Origin of the sequence: Nocardioides limicola (genome assembly GCF_016827675.1) — a bacterium.
GTDB lineage: Bacteria > Actinomycetota > Actinomycetes > Propionibacteriales > Nocardioidaceae > Nocardioides > Nocardioides limicola.
In genome coordinates this window covers 1-20,482 of sequence record NZ_JAERJA010000013.1, presented here as the reverse complement: position 1 = coordinate 20,482, position 20,482 = coordinate 1, and the positions used below count along the sequence as shown (strand labels likewise).

The following is a 20,482-nucleotide window of genomic DNA, read 5'->3' as shown; positions in this document are numbered from 1 at the left end:
ACCTCAGATCCGGCCGAGGCCACGTGGGCATGGGGCGACGGACAGGACCAGGTGTCGGCAGCGTGGCACGAGATCCTCCAGAAGAGCTCCGCGATCCGCGTGTTCGCTACCCCGTCTGCGGCCAAGAGCACGATCCGCGCCCGCTCAGCCGGGAGGTGCGGGCAGACCGCGTTGGTCCCGCCGAAGCGGGTGGTCGTCCGGGACCTCGACGAGGACGATCCGGACACCGTCTGGATCCGCCACCCACATTTCGACGAGTCCCCACGGCTCGACTCGCGGCGGCTGAAGGATCGTGACACCGGCCTCCACCAGACGGCGATGCTCGGCGTGCACGTCTCGGACCTGTATCCACAGCGCGATCCCCTGGCCGTGAGCTTCCGTCGCCCGACCGCTGATCTCGAGGAGACCGTTGCCCAGGTAGAACACCAGCCCGGGCGCGTCCGGGTCGCCGAACTCGCGGTGCACCGCGAGACCCAGGGTGTCGCGATAGAAGCGCCGGCTGCGCTCGGGGTCCGAGGGGCGCAGCAGGATCCGACTGCTGAGGACGTCCATCCGCCCCATCCTCCCCGATGGGGCCCCGCCGTGGGGAGTGATGTGGCACGGGCAGGGCTTCGCACGGAGCCGGTGACCTTGAGCCGGTGACAGGAGTCGAACCCGCGACATCCTCATTACAAGTGAGGCGCTCTACCAACTGAGCTACACCGGCAGTGCCGCAACACGCGCGGCGGAGCACATCGTAGTCGTAGGGTTGGCACCGTGGCTCTGCGGATCGTGGCGCATCGCCCGGATCCGTCGATCGTGCGGCTTCCGTGGTCGACGCCCCTGGCGGATTGGGACGAGAAGCATCTCGTCCCGCTGCCCCGCGGGCTCTCCCGGCATGTGGTCCGGATCGTCCGGGTCAAGGACCGGATCTATGCGGTCAAGGAGACCGAGGAGCAGGTCGCGCTCACCGAGTACCGACTCCTGCGGGACCTGCATCGGATGGGGCTGCCCGCGGTGGTCCCCCAAGGCGTCGTCGCTGGCCGCACCGCGGCGGACGGCAGCCCGCTGCCGGCCGCGTTGCTCACCCAGCATCTGCGGTTCTCGCTGCCCTACCGCAGTCTCTTCGCGCATGGTCTGCGCCCGGAGAACCTCCCCTCACTGGTCGACGCGCTGGTGGTGTTGCTGGTCCGGCTGCACCTGGCCGACTTCTACTGGGGGGACGTGTCGCTGTCCAACGTGCTGTTCCGGCGCAACGCCGGCGAGTTCGCGGCGTACCTGGTGGATGCCGAGACCGGCGAACTCAACAAGACCCTCTCCCCCCGGCTTCGTCAGCACGACCTGGAGGTGGCCTGCGAGAACGTCTTCGCGGAGCTGCTGGACCTGCAGGCCAGCCAGGACCTGGACGCCGAGGTGGCGGCCCACGAGGTGGTGGACCTGATCGGGGTCCGGTACGACGAGTTGTGGCGCGAGCTCACCGGCGCCGAGGAGTTCACCACCGACGAGATGTGGCGCATCGAGCAGCGGATCGAGCGGCTCGGCAGCCTCGGCTTCGACGTCGACGAACTGGACATCGTCACCGACTTCGACGGTGAGACCGTGCGGATCCAGCCGCGAGTGGTCGAGTTGGGCCACCACTGCCGGCAACTGCGGGCGCTCACGGGCATGGACGTGGAGGAGAACCAGGCCCGACGACTGCTCGGCGACCTGGCGGCCTACGCCGCTGCCCATGGACTCGACGACGTGGACCGCCCGGTGGTGGCCCAACGGTGGTTGACCGAGGTCTACCGGCCGGTGACTGCGCTGGTCCCGGCCGAGTCACGCGGCAAGCTCGAACCCGCCGAGGTGTTCCACGAGGTGCTGGAGCACCGGTGGCGGCTCTCGGAGAACGCCGGCACCGAGGTGGACATCTTCGCCGCCGCCCGGGACTGGGTCGATCACGTGCTCCCGCATCGGCCGGAGGAGGCCTTCGGCTGACCTGGTCTCAGGGGTTGCAGAGGCGGCAGGCGGTGAGGTGACCCGCCTCGTCCTCGGGCACCGGCGTCAGGTCCTCACGGTGCGCGATCAGGGAGCAGTCCCGACGGTGCATGGTGGTGCCGTTGCCGGCGATCACCGGGATCCCGGCGACCTCCTTGGGTCCACTCACCGACGCCACCCGCGAGGTCACCTCGGCCAGCATCAACAACGTGTCCGACAGTCGCTTGGCCGACTCACGCTGGTCGGCGGCGATCCGGGCCAGCCAGGCGCCGAAGTAGAGGAACCCGCCGCAGAAGGTCAGCCCGACACCGAGCAGTCCCCCGGAGACCAGGTAGGACAGCTGGTCGTACTGGTACGGGGTGTGTGCGGCGCCGTACCAGCCCAGGATGATCACCACCAGGCCGGTGGGCAGCAGCACTGCCCCGGCCCAGAACAGGACCACCTGCACCAGCCGGTACCCGTTGTCGCGCAGCGGAGCCACTCCGTCGCCGCGATCCCGGCCCTGCGCTCGCGGCAGCAGGGCCAACCGGGCCTCGGCCTGGGTCTGGGTCGTAGTCGTCATCGTCTGCTCCACTCAGATCGCACGAAGGTCGGGTAGTCCGGTCTCACAGCCATGGGCGCAGGCTGCCCCGCCGCCCAGGACCAGTAGCCCCATCCGGCGCAGCCAGGCACCGGCGAGACCGCCGAACACCAGGCCACCCCAGAAGAGCAGACCGGGGATGGTCGTCAGCGGCGGCAGGCCGGGACCGGCCACCATCTGGTTGTCGGGCAGCGCGCCGGGTGGCACGCCACCGACCGCGTCGCCGCCGGCGCCACCGAAGTCACCGAGGTCGACCTCGGTAGGCACGCCGCCGTCACCGGTACCGGCGTCGCCGCCGCCGGTGTCACCGGAGTCGACCGGGTCGGGGACCTCGGGGATCGGGTTGTTGTCGAAGTCGAACTCGAACCGCTCCACGGTCTCGGTGGTGGCGGCCGCGTTGCCGAGCCGGATGACCACCTTGGGTCCCAGGTTGATGATGGTGTCCAGCAGGGTCCGCAACTCGCCCAGCTCCGGGGGCAGCAGACCGAGCACGTCGGCCAGCGGCAACAGGCCCAGCAGGCTCTTGACGGTGACCGTGTCGATCTCGATCCGCACCGCCTCGCTGGCCGCAGTGCCGCGCATCCCGTCCACCTGCCGCGTGGCGGTGGGCAGAGTGATGGAGATGCCGAGTTGCCTCAGCGCATCGCTGGCCTCGACCGGCAGGCCGGGGAAGACGAACTTCTGGCCGCCCGCGACCGCGCCCTCGTCGTCGAAGGCCAACTTCTGGCCGGCCAGATAGATGGCACCGACCTCGGCGTTGCTGCTGGCGCGGGCGTCACCCTCGGTGCCGATGGCCCGCGCAACCGTGGTGATCCCTTCCAGCTTGATCAGTCCGCCGAGCAGCGAGACGTCGCCCAGGGCACTGCGAGCAACGCTGGTCACGTCCTCGTCACCGAGCGTGATCCGGCTGGTCGAACTCATCCCGCCCAGTTCGATCAGCAGGTCGAGTCCGTCAGGCAGCCCGGGCATCGAGTCCTCTGCGGTGGCCAGACCGGCCACGCGCTGGCTCAGCCCGGCACCGAGGCCGGCAGAGTTCCCTCCGCCGAGCAGCGGCAGGTCGAGCAGCGTGCCGAGCTGGCCGGGGTCGAGCAGCCCGCCCAGATTGTCCAGGATGTCGCCCAGGCCACCAGGGCCGCCGGGAGCATCGCCGCCACCACCATTGCCCTCGCCGATCTCGCCGGCCGTGGACCAGCCGGCCTGGGCGCGGGCCTCGGAGTCACTGGCCTGAGCACGCATCACGGCGCCGGGGAACGGCTCCTGACGCTCGTTGCCGTTCCCGCCTGGCTGCAGCGCGTTGACCTGGATCGGGTAGCCGTCGGCAGTCAACGCCTCCGGGAGCCCCAGCTCGGCGCCGAAGGTCGCGAAGCCCTGACCCACTCCGTCGCCGGGCCACATCCAGCTGCCCAGGCTGGAGAGCTGACCGGTCTGCCCACGCGTGCGGGTGAAGGAGAGGTTGAAGTCGAGCTCCGGCTTGCCCGGGTCGACCGGAATCGGGATCGTCGGTTCATAGAGCTCGATGCGCACCGGCGTGGCCCAGGCCTCGGCCTGGAATCCGCCGTACGTCGGCTCTGCCGAGGCCGGTCCGGCAGCGAGCAGCGGGACGGCGAGCACCGTCATCCCCCCGGCAGCCAGCGTGGCAAGAATCCGTCTCATGCGGCACCTCCCAGCATGACGTCGGCCATGCTCTCATTGATCTCATCGGGCTCGCCGGAGGCGATCACCCGTCCCCCGACCATCACGGCCGCGTAGTCGGAGACGGCCAGGGCCGTCTTGGCGAACTGTTCGATGCACAGGATCGACACCCCGGACTGGGCGATCTGTCCGACGGTCTCGTAGAGCTCCTCCACGATCAACGGCGCCAGTCCCATGGAGAGCTCGTCCAGCAGCAGCAGCGCCGGGTCCGAGGCCAGCGCCCGCGACATCGCCAGCATCTGCTGCTCGCCGCCGGACATCGTGCCGGCAAGCTGATCGCGTCGCTGCTCGAGCCGCGGGAAGTAGCCGAAGGCGGTCTCGAGGACCTGCTCCGCGGGGACACCGGCATACGACATCAGCAGCAGGTTCTCCTCGACGGTGAGGTTCGGGAAGACGCTGCGACCCTCGGGGATGGTGCACAGGCCCAGGCGCGCCAGCTCGGCCGGCTTGGCCCCACTGACGTTGACGCCACCGAGGTGGACGTCGCCGGAGGTGACCTCCATCTGACCGCTGATCACCTTCAGCAGCGTGCTCTTGCCGCCGCCGTTGGGGCCCAGCAACGCCATCACGCTGCCCCGGGGCACCCGCAGGTCGACGCCCCGCAGCACCTCGATGCGCCCGTACGCCGCGTGGACGTCGACGACCTCCAGGATCGGCACGCTCATGGTTAGCCCCTCACCCCTTGGTCGTTGACTGCCGGCACCACGGTGGTCTGCTCGGCCGCCGGGATGTCGACCAGCGTCTGCTCGGTCAGGTCCTCGGCGACATGTCGGCCGGCGCCTGAGGCGTCATGGTCCTCGACACTGGCGCCCAGGTAGGCCTCTTGCACCTTGGGGTTGCTGCGCACCTCGGCAGGATCACCGGTGGCGATGATGGTGCCGAAGTCCAGGACGTGGATCTCGTCGCAGACGCTCATCACCAGATCCATGTCGTGTTCGACCATCAAGATCGCACGCCCCTCGGCGGCCAGGTCCTTCAGCAACTCACCGAACTCGTCGGTCTCGCTCTCGTCGAGGCCCGAGGAGGGCTCGTCGAGGAGCAGCAGCTTCGGGTCGCCGACCAGGCAGCGGGCCAGCTCGAGCAGGCGGGCGACCCCGGTCGGCACGTTGTCGGCGCGCTCGTCGGCGTACTGAATGATGCCGACGCGTTCCAGCACTCCGTCGACGTCGCTGCGGCCGGATCGGAAGATGCCCCGCAACCCGGCATGGATGTCCCGGGCGACCTGGACGTTCTCCCGGACGCTCAGCGACCCGAAGGCCTCCAGTCGCTGGAAGGTGCGACCCATGCCCATCCGAGCGCGCCGGTGCACCGGCAGTCCGGTGATGTCCTTGCCCTGGAACCGGACCCGGCCCTCGGTGGGCTTCTGCAGTCCGGTGATCACATTGAAGGAGGTGGTCTTGCCGGCGCCGTTGGGGCCGATGAGACCGGTGATCTGCTGCTCGGCGACGGCATAGTTGGCGTTGTTGACGGCCACCACGCCGCCGAACCTGACCACGACAGAGTCGACCTCGAGGATGCTCATCGGGTGGTCACCTCCTCGGGTCGGGCCTGCGGCGGATCGGTCTGGGACGGGCCGGTCTGGGCCGGCGGCACGTCCTCTGCGGTCCAGATCGGCAACCGATCGCCGTACCTGCCCCACACCTTGCGCCCGGCCAGGAAGCCGAGGCTGGCCAGACCGTTGGGGTTCCGGCCCAGCGCCACCGCTCCGAAGCCGACGACCGCGAAGACGAGGCCGGCTAGGCCCGGGTTGCTGGAGCTCACCACCGGCATCAGCATCAACAGGATGCCACCGAACGCCGCCCCGGTCACGGAGGTGACGCCACAGACGACCGCGATCAGCAGCAGCGGCAGGCTGGCCAGGACGTTGAACTCGGCGGCAGCGATGGTGCCACGCATGCTGGCGAACAGGGCGCCGGCCAGGCCGGCGATGCCGGCCGAGGCACCGAAGAGCGCCACGCGGAACCAACGCTGGTCCAGCCCCAGGGTGCCGCAGGCTGCGGGGCTGTCGCGCATCGCGATCAGGATCCGGCCCACCGGGCCGCGGCGCACGGCGAGCACCGTGATGCCGACAGCGAGGAAGGCCAGGATCATCAGCATCACGTACGACGTGTCGTTGGTGATGACGACGCCGAGCACCGAGAGCCGTTCGGCCTCCAGGAACCCGTCGGTGGAGAAGGCGAAGTCGGCCTGGAACACCAACTTGTCCATCACCACCGCGAAGGCCAGAGTGCTCAGCGCCAGGTAGAGACCGGTCAGCCGGAGCACCGGCAGCGCCACCAGGGCACCGACCAGCGCGGCGATGACCGCGGCCATGAAGACACCGAAGAGGTTCGCGCTGCCCAACTGGATGTAGGCGACGGCACCGACGCCGGCGAAGGTGAACTGGGACAGCGACAGGTGGCCGCCGTAGCCGGTCAGCAGCACCAGCGAGAGCATCACGATCGCGTACGTCGCCGCAGTGCCGGCCAGCAGCAGGTTGGCGTCGGAGAGACCCACGGTGACGGCGAGCGCCAGGAAGACGGCCCCGACCGCGGTGAGCAACGACCGGCGCAGCGACGGCACCGGGACCGACACCAATCCCTTGACCTGGCCGATCCGCAGTTGCGCCTGGGGCAGCGCGATGATGATGACCATCAAGAAGATCGCGGGCACCACCGCACGCAGGCCGGCGAGTTGGCCGGAGCTGGGCAGGTAGGCCACCGCATAGGACTGGAGCACGCCCAGCGACATGGCGCCGACGAAGGTCATCGGCAGGCTCTTGAGCCGGCCGAGCATCGCGGCGGCGTAGGCGTTGATGACCAGCAGGGTGAGCTCGAAGTAGTCGAGGCCGATCACCGGGGTCAGCAGGATGCCGGCCAACGCGGCGAGCGAGGCTCCGATCGCCCAGGAGAGCGCGGCCACTCGTTCGGGGTTGCCGCCGTAGAGCTGCAACAACTGGTGGTTGTCCACGGAGGCCCGCATCGCGGTGCCGATCCGGGTCCGGTTCAGCAGCAGGTAGAGCATCCCGGCCACCACCGCGGCCAGGCCGATGGTGATCAGCTGGTGCGCGGTGACGACCACGCCGAAGATCGAGATCGAGGCCTCGCCGAAGAACGGCTGCACCGTCCGCGCGGCCGGCGGCCACACCTGCTGGGCGAGTCCGATGAGTCCGACGAACAGACCGACCGAGACCACCAGCGAGACGCTGACCGGGGCCTCGCCGAGGCCGCGCATCATCACCCGCTGCACGAACCAGCCCATCGCCGGGGCGATCACGAAGAGCACCAGGAACAGCGCCACCGGGGTGGGGATGCCCTGCCGGTAGGCGAGGTCCCAGAAGGTGAAGGCCATCACCATGCCCATCGCGCCGTGCGCGATGTTGAAGACCCGGGTGGTGGCGTAGGTGAGCACCAGGCCGCTGGCCGCGATCGAGTAGGCGGCTCCGGTGAACAGGCCCAGCACCGTGAAGGCGAGCAGGGAGGTCATCAGCCGATCCTCGTCACTCCGTTGCACTGGTACTGACGACCACCGTCAGCCACGAACTTGCCGCCCTTGACCCTCACGAACCGATAGCAGTCGCCGGTGTTCTTGGCACCCACAGGCTGCGGTGCGTGGAGGCCGTTGGCGGTCCACTTGTCCACCTTCTTGAGCTCGGCGATCATCGACGCCCGGTTGAGCTTCCCACCCAACGCACGGGCCCGCTCGGTGAAGAGCTTGGCGGCCGACCAGGCGAAGACACCGGTGAAGTCCGACGTCGCGCCCGGCTTCACCTGACGCAGCCACTGCAGGTAGAGCTGCATCTCCTGGCTCGAGGAGGCCTCCTCGAACGGGACGAACGGGATGAACAGCACGGTGTTCTCACCGCCGGCTCCCGCGGCCTGGATGTACTTCTGGTCGTAGGCGGCCGGGTCGAGGACGTAGACGTCGGGCTTGTAGCCCTGCTGGTGCATCGCCTGAGCGAGTCGAGCAGCCTGCTGGTAGGCGCCGATGAACTGCACCACACCGACGTTCTTGCTCTTCAGCTCCTGCACGTACGGCGAGTAGTTGAACTCGGCCACGTCGATGCTCTGGAAGACGGTGAACTTCATCCCGCGCTTGGTCATCGCCTCGTGCTGGACCCGCGCGTTCTCCGCGGCGGCGCCGGCGTTGAGGTAGAGGAAGCCGGCATTCTGGGAGCCCTGGGGGGAGAGCTTCTTCATGTAGTCCGGCAAGGTGTTGTGGAACTGGTTCGGGTTGACCGGCAACATGCCGTAGCAGGTGGCACAGGTGGCCCTGGCCTTGGTGACGATCGAGGCCCGGATGTCGGGCAGCCCGCAGTTGGTGGTGGTCGAGGCGCCACCGGAGTCGAAGGCGGACATGGAGCCGACGCCCGCGAAGGCCTTGCTGCAGGCGTTGGCGTAGCCCTGCTGGTCGGCACCGGCGTCGGTGCGGCTGTCGTAGGTCTCCAGAGCCAGCTTGCGGCCGCAGATGTCGCTGGTGGCGTTGAAGTAGGCCACGTAGGCGCGGACCGCGTCCTGGGCGGCCTCGAAGAGGCCGGGCACCGGGCCGGAGATGTCGCTCACATTGGCGATGGTGATCGTGGAGTCGGTGATCCCGGGGCCGTTCTTGAAGCCGTCGCAGCTGCCCGCGGCACCGCCGCCACCGCCACCGCCGCCGCCACCGCCGCCGCCGCCGCCGCCGGTGTTCCCGCCGCCGCCACCGCCGCCGCCGGTGTTCCCGCCGCCGGCTCCGGGGGCACCGCCACCGGAGACACCACCGTCGCCGCCGCTGGGCTGGTCGTCGCCACCGGCGCCGCCCTCGTCACCGGGGTCACCCGGGGTGCCGGGGTCTACGGGCGCACCGGGGTCGACGGGCGCCTCACCCGGCTGGCCGACGCCGGGGTTCGCACCCGGTTGACCGTGCACCGCAGCCACGTCGTTGGGGTCGAGTCGAGAGCCGCAGGCAGCCAGCACCAGCGCACAACTCAACACGGCAACGCCAGCGGCGTACCGACGGCGACGAGCCGCCTTGGACAGATGGTTCATCCGGCCCTCCGGAACCTAGAACACGTACTAGCAGGACAACGATCGAGGCACCGAGGAGTGACGGCGTTCACAGGGCCCGATCGCGGAGCGATCTTCAGTTGTGGTGCGGGGTTTCGGCGGTCCGAGAGTCCGAACTGCATTCCTGACGAGCGTCCAGACAGGCCGTGTCCAGCGTGACCCACATCACCAAGAATGGAACAGGTTCTACTTTTTGTAAAGTGGGGCGTCTCGACAGGTGGCCACGTCACCCCAGACCCATCCGGCCGGCCAACTTGTCCAGGTAGGTCAACACCCCGGCCTCGTCGGCGTCCGGCACACCCCAGATCAGCTCCGAGGCCCCGGCCGCCTCCCAGGAGACGAAGTCCTCGGCTGTGGGCTTGGCGGCGATCAGCACCCGAATGTCCGGCTGGCCGCTGCGCCCCTCCTCGGCCCATGCCTCCTTGAGTCGAGCAGCCTTGTCGCCGATCCCCTCCTCGCGCGGGGTGGTCATCCAGCCGTCGGCGTGCCGGGCGATCCACTGGAACGTCTTCGGTCCGCCGCCGGCGCCGATCACCAGCGGGATGTGCGCCTGCACCGGCTTCGGCCACGCCCAGGAAGCGCCGAAGGAGACGAACTCCCCAGCGTACGACGCCTCCTCCTGCGTCCACAGCGCCCGCATCGCTTCGACGTACTCCTTGAGCACGGTGCGCCTCTTGGCGGCCGGGACGTGGTGGTCGGCAAGCTCGTCGGTGTTCCACCCGAAGCCGGCGCCGATGGTCACCCGGCCACCGGAGAGGTGGTCCAGGGTGGCGATCGACTTGGCCAGCGTGATCGGGTCGGACTCCACCGGCAGGCAGACCGCGGTGGAGAGCCGGATCGTCGAGGTCACCTGGGCCGCACTGGCCAGCGAGATCCACGGGTCCAGGGTCCGCATGTAGCGGTCGTCGGGGAGGGTCTCATCGCCGGTGCCCGGATGGGCGGCCTCACGCTTGACCGGGATATGCGTGTGCTCGGGGACATAGAAGGTGTCGAAGCCACGCTCCTCGGCCGCCTTGGCCAGAGTGGCCGGCCGAATCCCGCGGTCGCTGGTGAACAGGACGATTCCATTGCGCATGCCAGCGATGGTAGAACACGTTTCAGTTTCTTGGTAGGGGTCACCTCTCGCTGACGTCCCACAGGTGATGGACCACGTCATGCAGGTGATAGCGGGCCAGGCTCGCGATCGTGAACCCGCTGCCGTTGCTGCGGGTGCCGCCGCGCTGCCACGCCTCACCGCGGACGCCGTCGTACTGCCTGGCCACCTGCTCGGCGGCCTCGACCAACTCGGCCGCCACCTGCGCCGGCCGCTGACGGTCGTAGCGCTCCTCCAGCGCAGTGGCGTCCTGGTCCCAGTTCTCGAACACCGGGTCATCCTGAGCCAGCATCAGCCCCACCCGGACGCCGAAGACCCGGTGCACGTCGCGCACGTGGGCGGCGTACTCCGTCGGCGACCAGATGGTCGGTGCCGGTCGCCGAGTCGCGTTCGCCCCGGCCAGCGGTGGCCCCCAGGCCGCCGCGTTGGCTCGGATGGCCCCGGCGACCTCCGTCGGAGCGACGGTCGCCGCGGCGTATCCGCACTCGGGACAGGGCTGGTCCAGGACCCAGGTCCAGTCCTTGGCGTCGCGTTCCCAGTCAGGCATCTCGCTCATGGCTGCCATGGTGAGTGAGGATCCCCGCCGGCACGGCGGGCGATCCGGCCAACTGTCGTTGATGCCGCGCCAATGTCGGCGCGTCAGTTCGAGCCGTCCGGGTCCTCGACGTCGGTCTCGGTCTCCTCCGGCCGGCCGTCGCCGTCGCCGTCGGGCTCAGCGTCGTCCTCGCCGCCGTCCTCAACGTCGGAATCGTGAAGGTCAGACTCCTCGACGTCGGTCTCGTCGACGAGCGGCGACAGCCGCAGCGGCACCCAGTCGGAGACCACGAACACGCCGTTCGTCTGCAGCATCACGCCCTGCAGCCCCACCGGCCGGCCGTCGGCGTAGGTGATCAGCGCCATGTCCGCGGGGCGGCGTGGCTTGCTGCCCACGGCGACGGCGTACGCCGCACCGCCGGTGGTGCCGACAGTGAACCGGTGCCCGACCATCCCGTTCTCGCCCACCACCTCGTGCGGGCCGTCCCGAGTGTGCAGGTGGCCGCCGAGCACCAGGTCGACACAGCCGCGGGAGAGCGCGATCCGTCCCATCGCGGCGTCGTGGACGAGCAGCGTGCCGATCCGCTCGGGATGCGCGCAGGCCGCCTCGGCCAACTCCTCGGCCCGCTCGGCGAGGGTGACCGTGCTGACGTCGCGCCAGTTGCCCAACCCGCTGGCGCGGGGGTCGTGATGGCCGAGGATCAGCCCACCGTCCGGCCCGTCGACGACCTCACCGGACAGCACCTGCCAGCCACGATCGGCGAGGTATCTCGGCACGAACTCGCCATGGTCGTGGTTGCCCGGGGCGACCCAGCGATCCACATCAGCGAAGGCCGCCTGCACCGAGTCGAGGCTGAACGCCTCCCACGGCTGACCGGTGGAGGTGTCATCACCGGCATTGAGTACGCCGGTCGCTCCGGCCGCGTCGCCGACGGCTCGGGCGACCTTGTCCATGCCGATGTTGTCGTGCCGGTCGGCGACCAGCACCACCACCGTCTCGCCGTCCTCGGGCTGGCGGAGCTCGAGCCCGCCCGCCTCGACGGCCGCCTCCCGATAGAAGGCCTGGCCGGTGTCGAAGGTGTCGACCAGGCTGAGCAGCAGCCGGCGGGTCTGAGCGGTGGTGGCGTCGGAACGCAGTTCCACCCAGCTGATCGCCTCGGCCGCCTCCGCCGACATCGGCACGCTGTCGAGGTAGTCCGTCAACGGCACCCAGATCGCCGCGTCCTCCTGACGCGGCTCCTCACCGCGCCAGGGCTGCAGCACGATCACCGCCAGCAGGGCCACCACCAGCACATCCACCAGGCCCGACGGACCGCGGGCATGAGCCACCAGCATCCGGCGACGCTGCGGGCCGAGGAGCCACCACAGCACCAACGGCACCACCGCGATGGCCAGGCCACGCAAGGTGGCAGCCACGGCCATCTCCTGGACGATCGAGCGCAGGCGTTCCACCTGACCCTCGGGGTTGGCGGCCATCAACGCGTACCGGTTGATCAACTCGTCCACGGTCCGGGCCTCGGTCTTGCCCAGTCGCACGTCCGCCCCGACCCGGCCACCGGCGGCCACCCGAATGTCGGGCAGGAACGGTCCGGACCGCAACGTGACCAGCCCGTCCATGGTGGGGGTCACCACGGCGTCATGGCTGGCGATCACCGCGGTCCGGGAACTGTTCGTGAAGATGGTCAGTGCGAGCGCACCGGTGACCACCAACCAGACCGCCACCAGCCCGAGCAGCGCGGCGTAGCGCAGGGCACTCCGCCTGCTCCGGGGCTGCTCGCTGGTGGTATCCATCTCGACCTCGGGGGACCGCCCTTCAGGGGAGTGCTTCCTGCTGGCACTGCCCATCGTGGCAGAGCCCCCAAGCAGGCTGGCTCAGTCCCGCAGCCGGGCGATCTGATAGAGGGCGACCGAGGCGGCGACCGAGGCGTTCAGGCTCTCCACCGCGTTGGACATCGGCACCGAGACGAGCTGGTCACAGGTCTCCGAGACCAGCCGGGAGAGCCCCGCGCCCTCGGAGCCGACCACCACCACCAGCGGCCCGTCGGCCAGCGCCAGGTCCGGAAGCTCGACGTCCCCGTCGGCAGCCAGCCCGATCACCATGCAGCCGGCCTCCTGATAGGCCTTGAGCTGGCGGACCAGGTTGACCACCCGAGCGACGGGCACCCGGGTGGCGGCACCGGCCGAGGTCTTCCACGCGGCCGCGGTGAGCTGGGCGGCCCGGCGCTCGGGGATCACCACACCGTGGGCGCCGAAGGCGGCCGCGGAGCGGATCACCGCACCCAGGTTGCGCGGGTCGGTGACGTGGTCGAGAGCGACGATCAGCGCGGGTTCGCCGGCCTCCGCTGCGTCGTCGAGCAGGCCGTCGGGGTCGACGTACTCGTACGCCGGGATGCGCACCGCCAGTCCTTGGTGGACCGCATCGCTGGTCAGTCGGTCCAACTCCCGGCGGGGCACCTCGAGCAGCGAGATGCCACGCTCGGAGGCCAACTGGAAGGCCTCCCGCAGGCGCGCGTCCCGCTCGGCGCCCTCGGCGACATGCACCCCGGTGACCGGCACTCCGGCCCGGAGCACCTCGACGACGGCGTTGCGGCCGACCACCCATTCGGCGTCGTCGCTGCGACGCCGGGGCTTGGTGCCGCTCCGCTTGGCCGCAGCCTGCTTGGCCTTGTGTGCCTTGTGATAGGGCCGGTCCTCGGCGCGGGGGGTCGGCCCCTTGCCCTCGAGGCCGCGGCGAACCCGGCCGCCCGACCCTGCGGTCGGGTTGCCCTTCCCGGTCTTGCGGATCGCGCCTCGGCGCTGTGAGTTCCCGGCCATTACGACACGCTCCACTTCGGTCCGTCGGCGGTGTCGGTGACGTCGACACCTGCCGCGCTCAGTTGGTCTCTGATCAGGTCCGCGGTGGCGAAGTCCTTCTCGGCCCGGGCCTGGTTGCGCTGGGCGAGCAGGCCACGGACCAGGGCGTCGACGGCCGCTGCCAGTTTCTCGTCGTCGGCGCCGCCGCGCTGCCAGGCCGGGTCCCAGGGGTCCAGGCCGAGGATGTCGAGCATGGTCCGCACCGACCCGGCGGCGCCGGCCAGGGCGACAGGGTCGTCGAGCACCTTGTTGCCCTCCCGCATCACCTCGAAGATCGCGGCCACGGCTGCCGGCGTACCCAGGTCGTCGTCCATCGCCGCGACGAAGTCGGCGCAGGCGACACCGTGGTCCGGTGGCGCTCCCAACGTGTCCGCCGCCCGTTGCAGGAACGCCTCGATCCGGCGGTAGCCGGCGGCGGCCTCGCCGAGTGCCTCGAAGCTGAACTCGACGTGACTGCGGTAGTGGGCGGCCACCAGGTAGTAGCGCAACTCGACACCGCGCACCCGTTGCAGTACGGCGGGGATGGTGAGGGAGTTGCCCAGCGACTTGCTCATCTTCTCGCCGGCGGTGGTGATCCAGGCGTTGTGCATCCAGTAGGAGGCGAACGCGTGGCCGGCGGCGCGGGACTGGGCCTGCTCGTTCTCGTGGTGCGGGAACCGCAGGTCGACGCCGCCGCCGTGGATGTCGAAGGCGCCCCCGAGGTACTTGCCGGCCATCGCCGAGCACTCGATGTGCCAGCCGGGACGGCCCCGGCCCCACGGGCTGGGCCAGGAGGCGGTCTCCGGCTCGGTGGCCTTGCGCCCCTTCCAGAGAGCGAAGTCCCGGGGGTCACGCTTGCCGCGCGGATCGGCGTCAGCGGCGGACTCCATGTCGTCGACGCCCTGGTGGGTGAGTTCGCCGTACGCCGCCCAGGAGCGGACGTCGAAGTAGACGTCACCGGAGCCGTCGGCGGCCGGGTAGGCGTGGCCCCGCTCGATCAGGGTCGCGATCATTTCGACCATCTCGGGGATGTGCCCGGTGGCCAAAGGTTCGTAGGTGGGGGGTGCCACGTTGAGGTCGGCGTACGCCTGGGTGAGCTGACGGCTCATCTCATAGGCGAGGTTGTACCAGGCCCGGCCCTGGTCGGCCGACTTGATCAGGATCTTGTCGTCGATGTCGGTGATGTTGCGGATGAAGGTGACGTCGAAGCCGGACGCCCGGAGCCATCGCTGCAGCACGTCGAAGTTCACCCCGGAGCGGACGTGACCCACGTGCGGCTCCGACTGGACGGTCAACCCGCACACATACAGTCCCACCCGTCCGGGGACGAGTGGGACGAAGTCTCGGACCTCGCGGGTCGCGGAGTCGTAGAGGCGCAGTGTCACCGGGACAGTCTAGGTGTCACCCCGCCTGCACCCACCAACCGTCGCGAGGTCGTCACCCACCTCGCCGCAGAGCCGTCTGTGACTGGTGGTGCTGATGGGGCTGTTGCGGTTAGCATCTGTGGATGTCCGTGAGCCGGCACACCCCTTCAGCGCGAGCCCGCATCGGGTCCCGCACCACTGCCTTCGGCAGCGCCCTGCTGCTGGCGGTGGGCCTGCTGGCTGCCGCGCCCGCGGCCCCGGCCGTCGCCAGCAGTGATCGGCTGATCCACCACTACTCGTGGACCGCCAACTCGCTGACCCGGGGCCTGCACCGTGGCACGGTCGCCTCCCACGGCCGATTGACAATGGCCGAGGTTCCGCAGGCACGCCGTACCACCAAGGACGGCACCACCTGGGCGATCTCCCGGTGGACCTCGCCCTGGGTGCGGCCCGGCTTCGACCTGACCGAGCTCATCCCGAGTTGGAACGCCCGCACTCCGGGCCGATCACGGATCAAGATCCTGGTCAGGGCGCGATCCGGCGCCCGGGTCGGCTCCTGGGACACCGTCGCCCACTGGGCCGCCGGCGACGCCCACCTCACCCGACGATCGGGGGCCAGCCAACCCGACGACCTGGGCCGCCTCGACGTGGACACCTGGCTCGCCCACGACACCGTGGATGCCTGGCGGGTCAGGGTCGTCTTCCGCAAGGTGGCCCGCGCCAAGAACGGCCCGTCGGTGACGCGGATCGGGGCGACCGCCTCCCGCCTCCCCGACTCCGTCCCGGCCACATCGGCGCCCTTGACCAAACGGCAGGTCGAGCTCACGGTGCCGCGCTTCTCCCAGATGGCGCATCAGGGCAGCTACCAGCAGTGGGGTGGCGGCGGGCAGGCCTGGTGCTCCCCCACGTCCACGGCGATGGTGCTGGCCTTCCACGGCCGACTGCCCGGCAAGAAGGCCTACTCATGGGTCGCCGACGGGCATCCGGACCCGTGGGTGGTGCATGCGGCCCGCGGCACCTACGACCACCGTTACCGGGGCACCGGCAACTGGCCGTTCAACACGGCGTACGCCGGGCTCCGCGCCGGGGGCGCCTTCGTCACCCGACTGCGCAGCCTCCGGGAGGCCGAGGAGTTCATCGCCGCCGGCATCCCGCTGATCGTGTCGATCTCGTTCGGTGCCGGACAGCTCTCCGGCGCCCCGATCACCGCCACCAACGGGCACCTGGTGGTGATCGTCGGGTTCACCTCGACCGGCGACGTGATCGTCAACGACCCGGCCGCAGCCCACGCGTCGGGCGTCCGGCGGGTCTACTCAAGGAGCCAGTTCGAGCGTGCCTGGATGTCGCGGTCGAAGGGACTCAGCTACGTGATCCATGCCGCCGGCCAGTCGCTGCCACCGAGCCGCGGCAACTGGTAGTCAGACTTCCTCGCGTGCGGAGAACTGGATGACGTGGTGCCCGGTGGCTCCGTCGGGCGCCACCTCGGCCGCCACCGACGTCTGCACCTCACCGCTCTCGGCGATGGCGCGCACCCGCAGCAGGTGGTCGCCCGGCTCCAGGTCGAGCGTGGTGGCCCACTGCACCCAGGTGTCGGCACTGGGCACCTCAGCCAACTCGGTGCGGGTCCACGCTCCGGAGTCGAGTTGCACCTCGACCGCGGCCAGTCCGGTGTGCTGGAACCAGGCCATCCCGCCCACCCGGACCCGGCCGGCCGCCACCGCCTGGCCGTCCCGCGGCGCGTCGATGCGAGAGGCCATCTTGACCGGCCCACGCTCCGCCCATCCCCGGTGTGTCCAGTAGGCGGTGAAGTCGGCGAACCGGGTCACCTCCCAGTCCACCACCCACTTGCACGCAGACACGTAGCCGTAGAGCCCTGGGGTGATGGTGCGCACCGGGTAGCCGTGGTCGATGGGCAGCGGCTGGCCGTTCATCCCGAACGCGAGCAGTGAGTTCCGTTCGTCGGTGAGCACCCGCAGCGGGGTGCCGCAGTTCCAGCCCTCGTGGGAGGTCTGCAGTACTGCGTCCGCGTCGGGGTGTACGCCGGCCAGGGCGAGCACGTCCGCGGTGCGGACTCCGGTCCATCGGGCGTTGCCGATCAGCGGACCGCCGATGGGGTTGGAGACGCAGTTCAGGGTGATCCACTCCTCGACCACGTCGAGCGCCAGCAGGTCGTTCAGGGAGAGCTCCACCTCCTGATCGACCAGGCCATGGATCCGCAGTCGCCACTCGGCAGCGTCCACCGTGGGAGCCACGACGGCGGTGTGGATCCGGTAGAAGTCGTTGTTGGGGGTGAGCCAGCCGGTGGCCCCCTCGGGCGGGTCCTCGACCCGCCAGCGCGGGTCGACGACCGGCTGGGTGAGAGGCAGCCGCAGGAGTCGGCGCGCCTCCTCGACGCGGCGGCGACCGCGACTGACCACGTTGGCCAACAACGTTCCCGAGGTGGCGACCAGCGCCACCATGCCGGCCCGGAACAGGAAGGCCCGGCGAGCATGGCCCGCCCGCGGCCCGTCGACCACCCCTGTCCCGACATCGCCCTCGGTGGGCGCGACGGCCTCGACGGGGGCGGGGAGGTCCACCAGCGGGCCGGTGAGAACGGCCACTCCTACCAGCCAGGTCATCAACGCGAGCGCCACCGGGACCAGGTCGAACGGGCCACCTCCGGGCTGCGCGAGCACCGCCGCCGCTGCCACCGCAGCCAGCACGGAGAAGACCAGCACGCTGCGCAGCCAGTGCCTTCTGGCCTGCGCCCCAGCGACCAGGAACAGGATCATCAGGACCACCACGATCCCGGTCAGCAGCAGCGGCTTGTTCCGGGTGCCGAGCTGGTCGATCGCGAACCGGACGATAGGTCCGGGGGTGAGCCGGATGATGCCGTCAGCCACGGCGTACAAGGGCGCTTCGCGGTTCGTCAGCCACATCGCCGCGACGTGGCTGACCGCCAGGCCTGCCAGGCCTGCGAGAAGGCCGCTGAGCGCCCAGAGGCCCCGTGAAGTCCGCACCGATCCATTCTTGCGCATTGCACCGAACCGCGGGCGGGTGCGGCATGATCGGGCACGTGATCCCACGTGTAGGCATCGGCACCGACGTACACCGACTGGCCGACGGCGAGCCCATGCACTTGGCCGGGCTGGCGTGGCCGGAGGAGTCCCAGGGCCTGGTCGGTCACTCCGACGCCGACGTGGCCGCGCACGCCGCCTGCGACGCCCTGCTGTCGGCCGCTGGGCTCGGCGACCTGGGCAGCCAGGTCGGCACCGGCGACCCGGCCTGGGCGGGCGCCTCGGGCGCAGCGCTGCTGGGTGAGATCTGCAGACGGGTGCGCGACGGCGGCTTCGAGATCGGCAACGTCGCGGTCCAGGTGATCGGGAACCGGCCCCGGCTGGGTCCGCGCCGCCGGGAGGCCGAGGTGACCCTCAGCGAGGTCGTCGGCGCCCCGGTCTCCGTCTCGGCCACCACCACCGACGGCCTGGGCCTGACCGGTCGCGGCGAAGGCGTGGCCGCGATCGCCACAGCGGTGGTCTGGGCCACGCCCTGATTTCTGTCTGCGACACGGCGTTACATCGGGGCCCCTGATATGTCAGACTCAGCCCCCTGATGAGCATTCACTCCTTCCGCACCTTCGACGGGTTGAACCTGTCAGTACGCCGCTACGGCCCGCCCGAGCCCGACGTCACCGTCGTGCTCGCGCACTGCTGGACGGCCGACCACGAGGACTGGCACTACCAGGTCCGGGACCTGCAGCATCACTTCGGCCATCGGATCGGCATCCTCAGTTGGGACCATCGCGGCCACGGCCAGTCGGACCCTGCTCCGTTGGCCGACTGCACCATCGACAACCTGGCCAGGGACATGGCCGACCTCATCGACGCCCACGCCCCCGGCGGGAGCCCGTTGGTGCTGGCCGGCCACTCGATCGGCGGCATGACGATGATGGCGATCGGTGAGAACCACCCCGAAGTGATGGACCGCGTGCGTGGCGCGATGTTCTGCTCCACCTCGGCCGGCAACCTCAAGTCGGTCACCCTGGGATTGCCGGACATGGGCGAGCGGGCCAAGTTCCAACTGCCGAGCGTGCTCGCACAACGGGCCCGGATCCTCGGCCGGAGTGCGCGCCGCAAGCAGCCCCGCATCGAGCGGATGGTGGTACGCCGCTTCCTGTTCGGCCAGCCGATGCGGCTGCGCGACCACGGCCTGGTGGTCGATCAGCTCATCAACTGCCCACCCGCGACGATGGAGGGCTTCTTCGCTGCGGCGCTGCGCCACGACCGATTCGACGCCCTCAAGGCCTTCGACGGGATCCCCACGCGGGTGCTCGTCGGCGAGAAGGACCTGCTCACTCCCGCCGACCATGCCCGTCGCATCACCGGCGCTATCCGCACCTCGACGCTGGTGCTGGCGCCGGGTGCGGGGCACATGCTGCCGTTGGAGCGCGACAAACTCGTCAGCTCACACCTGATCCAGTTGATCGAAGGCGCGCTCCCCCGCTAGCCCCCTAGCCCGGGGTCTCGATACGCTCGCTGCCGCTCGCTACTCGACCGCCGAACCGAGCCTCGTTTCGGTGGTCGAGTGCCGCCTGCGTTCGGTGGTCGAGTGCCGCCGAGGAACGAGGCGGTGTATCGAGACCACCCCCGACCGGCAAACCACGCCTGCCCTCGGTGGTCGAGTGCCGCCCGCCTTCGGTGGTCGAGTGCCGCCCGCCTTCGGTGGTCGAGTGCCGCCGCCCGGTCGGTGGTCGAGTGCCGCCGAGGAACGAGGCGGTGTATCGAGACCACCCCCCAGCCCGCCCGGGGTCTCGATTCGCTCGCTGGCGCTCGCTACTCGACCGCCGAACCACGCCTGCCCTCGGTGGTCGAGTGCCGCCGAGGAACGAGGCGGTGTATCGAGGCCACCCCCGACCGGCAAACCACGCCTGCGTTCGGTGGTCGAGTGCCGCCGAGGAACGAGGCGGTGTATCGAGACCACGCCCCCCAGTCGCCCGGAAATGTCGGAGGCTGCTGGTTGGCTTGTTCTCATGAAGGCGGAGCAGCTCGAAGATCTCGACACCTCGGGTGAGGTGCTGGACTTCATGCGCGCCCGCCGGGCAGCGGCCGCGGAGGCCGACCGGGACGAGATGGTGGCGGCGGTGAAGTACTGCGGGATCAACACCCCGACCACTGACACCGACGCAGCCGGGCACTGGTTCGGGGACCGGTCCTGCGCCCTGGCGGGTGAGGGTGCCCCTCAGGTGTCAGAATCCGCGGTCATCGAGTACGCCGCCGCCCTCGGCCGCTCCACCGAATCGGCAAAGCGGTATCTGGGTGAATGTCTGGAACTGGCCCACCGACTCCGGAAGACCTGGACCCGGGTCCGTGCTGGTGAGGTCCCCGGCTGGGCAGCACGCCGGATCGCGTCCCAGACGATGAAGCTCCCCCAG

The 20,482-nt window shown here is 70.1% G+C and carries 17 protein-coding genes, 1 tRNA gene and 1 pseudogene; 5 read left to right on the top strand and 14 right to left on the bottom strand.

Annotation, left to right across the window (positions count from 1 at the left end):
* Positions 1–144: 144 nt before the first annotated feature.
* Both JKG67_RS16670 and JKG67_RS16665 read right to left on the bottom strand, forming a co-directional pair.
* Entirely contained in the window at positions 145–552 is a 408-nt protein-coding gene (locus JKG67_RS16670) for a VOC family protein (protein WP_203338479.1), read from the bottom strand.
* Positions 553–633: 81 nt separating this feature from the next.
* Positions 634–706, bottom strand: a tRNA-Thr gene (locus JKG67_RS16665).
* Between the two features lie 50 nt (positions 707–756).
* On the opposite strand from JKG67_RS16665, the gene JKG67_RS16660 reads away from it, so the two are divergent.
* Positions 757–1,956: a DUF4032 domain-containing protein gene (locus tag JKG67_RS16660; RefSeq protein ID WP_203338478.1), complete on the top strand. Its 1,200-nt coding sequence runs from the start codon at positions 757–759 to the stop codon at positions 1,954–1,956.
* A 7-nt stretch (positions 1,957–1,963) separates the two neighbouring features.
* On the opposite strand, the gene JKG67_RS16655 is transcribed toward JKG67_RS16660, so the two are convergent.
* The 11 genes from JKG67_RS16655 to cysS all read right to left on the bottom strand — a co-directional run bounded on the left by JKG67_RS16655 (position 1,964) and on the right by cysS (position 15,093).
* The gene (locus tag JKG67_RS16655) at positions 1,964–2,518 is read right to left on the bottom strand and encodes a hypothetical protein (protein WP_203338477.1); all 555 of its coding nucleotides are present in this window, start codon (positions 2,516–2,518) and stop codon (positions 1,964–1,966) included.
* A gap of 12 nt (positions 2,519–2,530) precedes the next feature.
* Positions 2,531–4,189, bottom strand: a complete 1,659-nt coding sequence (locus JKG67_RS16650) for a choice-of-anchor P family protein (protein WP_203338476.1) — start codon at positions 4,187–4,189, stop codon at positions 2,531–2,533.
* Complete coding sequence (locus JKG67_RS16645; RefSeq protein ID WP_203338475.1) at positions 4,186–4,893, bottom strand: ABC transporter ATP-binding protein; 708 nt, start codon at positions 4,891–4,893, stop codon at positions 4,186–4,188. The genes JKG67_RS16650 and JKG67_RS16645 overlap by 4 nt, the downstream gene beginning before the upstream one ends.
* 2 nt (positions 4,894–4,895) lie before the next feature.
* Positions 4,896–5,750 (bottom strand): ABC transporter ATP-binding protein, encoded by an 855-nt coding sequence (locus JKG67_RS16640; protein ID WP_203338474.1) that lies wholly within the window; start codon positions 5,748–5,750, stop codon positions 4,896–4,898.
* Entirely contained in the window at positions 5,747–7,693 is a 1,947-nt protein-coding gene (locus tag JKG67_RS16635; RefSeq protein ID WP_203338473.1) for an ABC transporter permease, read from the bottom strand. Before JKG67_RS16635 ends, JKG67_RS16640 begins: the two co-directional genes overlap by 4 nt.
* Entirely contained in the window at positions 7,693–9,231 is a 1,539-nt protein-coding gene (locus JKG67_RS16630; RefSeq protein WP_203338472.1) for an ABC transporter substrate-binding protein, read from the bottom strand. Before JKG67_RS16630 ends, JKG67_RS16635 begins: the two co-directional genes overlap by 1 nt.
* 244 nt (positions 9,232–9,475) lie before the next feature.
* A complete protein-coding gene (locus JKG67_RS16625; protein ID WP_203338471.1) occupies positions 9,476–10,324 on the bottom strand; it encodes an LLM class F420-dependent oxidoreductase in 849 nt (282 codons plus the stop codon).
* A gap of 40 nt (positions 10,325–10,364) precedes the next feature.
* Complete coding sequence (locus tag JKG67_RS16620) at positions 10,365–10,898, bottom strand: DinB family protein (protein WP_238998613.1); 534 nt, start codon at positions 10,896–10,898, stop codon at positions 10,365–10,367.
* Positions 10,899–10,981: 83 nt separating this feature from the next.
* Positions 10,982–12,667 carry a metallophosphoesterase gene (locus tag JKG67_RS16615; RefSeq protein ID WP_238998612.1) on the bottom strand — a complete coding sequence of 562 codons (1,686 nt, stop codon included), beginning with the start codon at positions 12,665–12,667 and terminating at the stop codon, positions 10,982–10,984.
* An 81-nt stretch (positions 12,668–12,748) separates the two neighbouring features.
* Complete coding sequence (gene rlmB / locus JKG67_RS16610) at positions 12,749–13,690, bottom strand: 23S rRNA (guanosine(2251)-2'-O)-methyltransferase RlmB (RefSeq protein ID WP_203338469.1); 942 nt, start codon at positions 13,688–13,690, stop codon at positions 12,749–12,751.
* On the bottom strand, positions 13,690–15,093 hold the full coding sequence (gene cysS / locus JKG67_RS16605) for a cysteine--tRNA ligase (RefSeq protein ID WP_203338468.1): 1,404 nt from the start codon (positions 15,091–15,093) through the stop codon (positions 13,690–13,692). Before cysS ends, rlmB begins: the two co-directional genes overlap by 1 nt.
* A gap of 122 nt (positions 15,094–15,215) precedes the next feature.
* On the opposite strand from cysS, the gene JKG67_RS16600 reads away from it, so the two are divergent.
* The gene (locus tag JKG67_RS16600; RefSeq protein WP_203338467.1) at positions 15,216–16,490 is read left to right on the top strand and encodes a C39 family peptidase; all 1,275 of its coding nucleotides are present in this window, start codon (positions 15,216–15,218) and stop codon (positions 16,488–16,490) included.
* On the opposite strand, the gene JKG67_RS16595 is transcribed toward JKG67_RS16600, so the two are convergent.
* Positions 16,491–18,071, bottom strand: a complete 1,581-nt coding sequence (locus JKG67_RS16595) for a molybdopterin-dependent oxidoreductase (protein WP_307816613.1) — start codon at positions 18,069–18,071, stop codon at positions 16,491–16,493.
* A gap of 56 nt (positions 18,072–18,127) precedes the next feature.
* On the opposite strand from JKG67_RS16595, the gene ispF reads away from it, so the two are divergent.
* The 3 genes and pseudogenes from ispF to JKG67_RS16580 form a co-directional block, all read left to right on the top strand.
* Entirely contained in the window at positions 18,128–18,604 is a 477-nt protein-coding gene (ispF, locus tag JKG67_RS16590) for a 2-C-methyl-D-erythritol 2,4-cyclodiphosphate synthase (RefSeq protein WP_307816612.1), read from the top strand.
* 59 nt (positions 18,605–18,663) lie between these two features.
* Positions 18,664–19,557: an alpha/beta fold hydrolase gene (locus tag JKG67_RS16585; RefSeq protein WP_203338464.1), complete on the top strand. Its 894-nt coding sequence runs from the start codon at positions 18,664–18,666 to the stop codon at positions 19,555–19,557.
* Positions 19,558–20,080: 523 nt separating this feature from the next.
* Positions 20,081–20,482 (top strand): annotated as a pseudogene (locus tag JKG67_RS16580) (hypothetical protein); the annotation flags it as partial.

Coding starts and splice junctions, on each gene's coding strand:
- JKG67_RS16670 (WP_203338479.1), bottom strand. CDS start 552: ATGGACGTCCTCAGCAGTCGGATCCTGCTGCGCCCCTCGGACCCCGAG.
- JKG67_RS16655 (WP_203338477.1), bottom strand. CDS start 2,518: ATGACGACTACGACCCAGACCCAGGCCGAGGCCCGGTTGGCCCTGCTG.
- JKG67_RS16650 (WP_203338476.1), bottom strand. CDS start 4,189: ATGAGACGGATTCTTGCCACGCTGGCTGCCGGGGGGATGACGGTGCTC.
- JKG67_RS16645 (WP_203338475.1), bottom strand. CDS start 4,893: ATGAGCGTGCCGATCCTGGAGGTCGTCGACGTCCACGCGGCGTACGGG.
- JKG67_RS16640 (WP_203338474.1), bottom strand. CDS start 5,750: ATGAGCATCCTCGAGGTCGACTCTGTCGTGGTCAGGTTCGGCGGCGTG.
- JKG67_RS16635 (WP_203338473.1), bottom strand. CDS start 7,693: ATGACCTCCCTGCTCGCCTTCACGGTGCTGGGCCTGTTCACCGGAGCC.
- JKG67_RS16630 (WP_203338472.1), bottom strand. CDS start 9,231: ATGAACCATCTGTCCAAGGCGGCTCGTCGCCGTCGGTACGCCGCTGGC.
- JKG67_RS16625 (WP_203338471.1), bottom strand. CDS start 10,324: ATGCGCAATGGAATCGTCCTGTTCACCAGCGACCGCGGGATTCGGCCG.
- JKG67_RS16620 (WP_238998613.1), bottom strand. CDS start 10,898: ATGAGCGAGATGCCTGACTGGGAACGCGACGCCAAGGACTGGACCTGG.
- JKG67_RS16615 (WP_238998612.1), bottom strand. CDS start 12,667: ATGGATACCACCAGCGAGCAGCCCCGGAGCAGGCGGAGTGCCCTGCGC.
- rlmB (WP_203338469.1), bottom strand. CDS start 13,690: ATGGCCGGGAACTCACAGCGCCGAGGCGCGATCCGCAAGACCGGGAAG.
- JKG67_RS16600 (WP_203338467.1), top strand. CDS start 15,216: ATGTCCGTGAGCCGGCACACCCCTTCAGCGCGAGCCCGCATCGGGTCC.
- JKG67_RS16585 (WP_203338464.1), top strand. CDS start 18,664: ATGAGCATTCACTCCTTCCGCACCTTCGACGGGTTGAACCTGTCAGTA.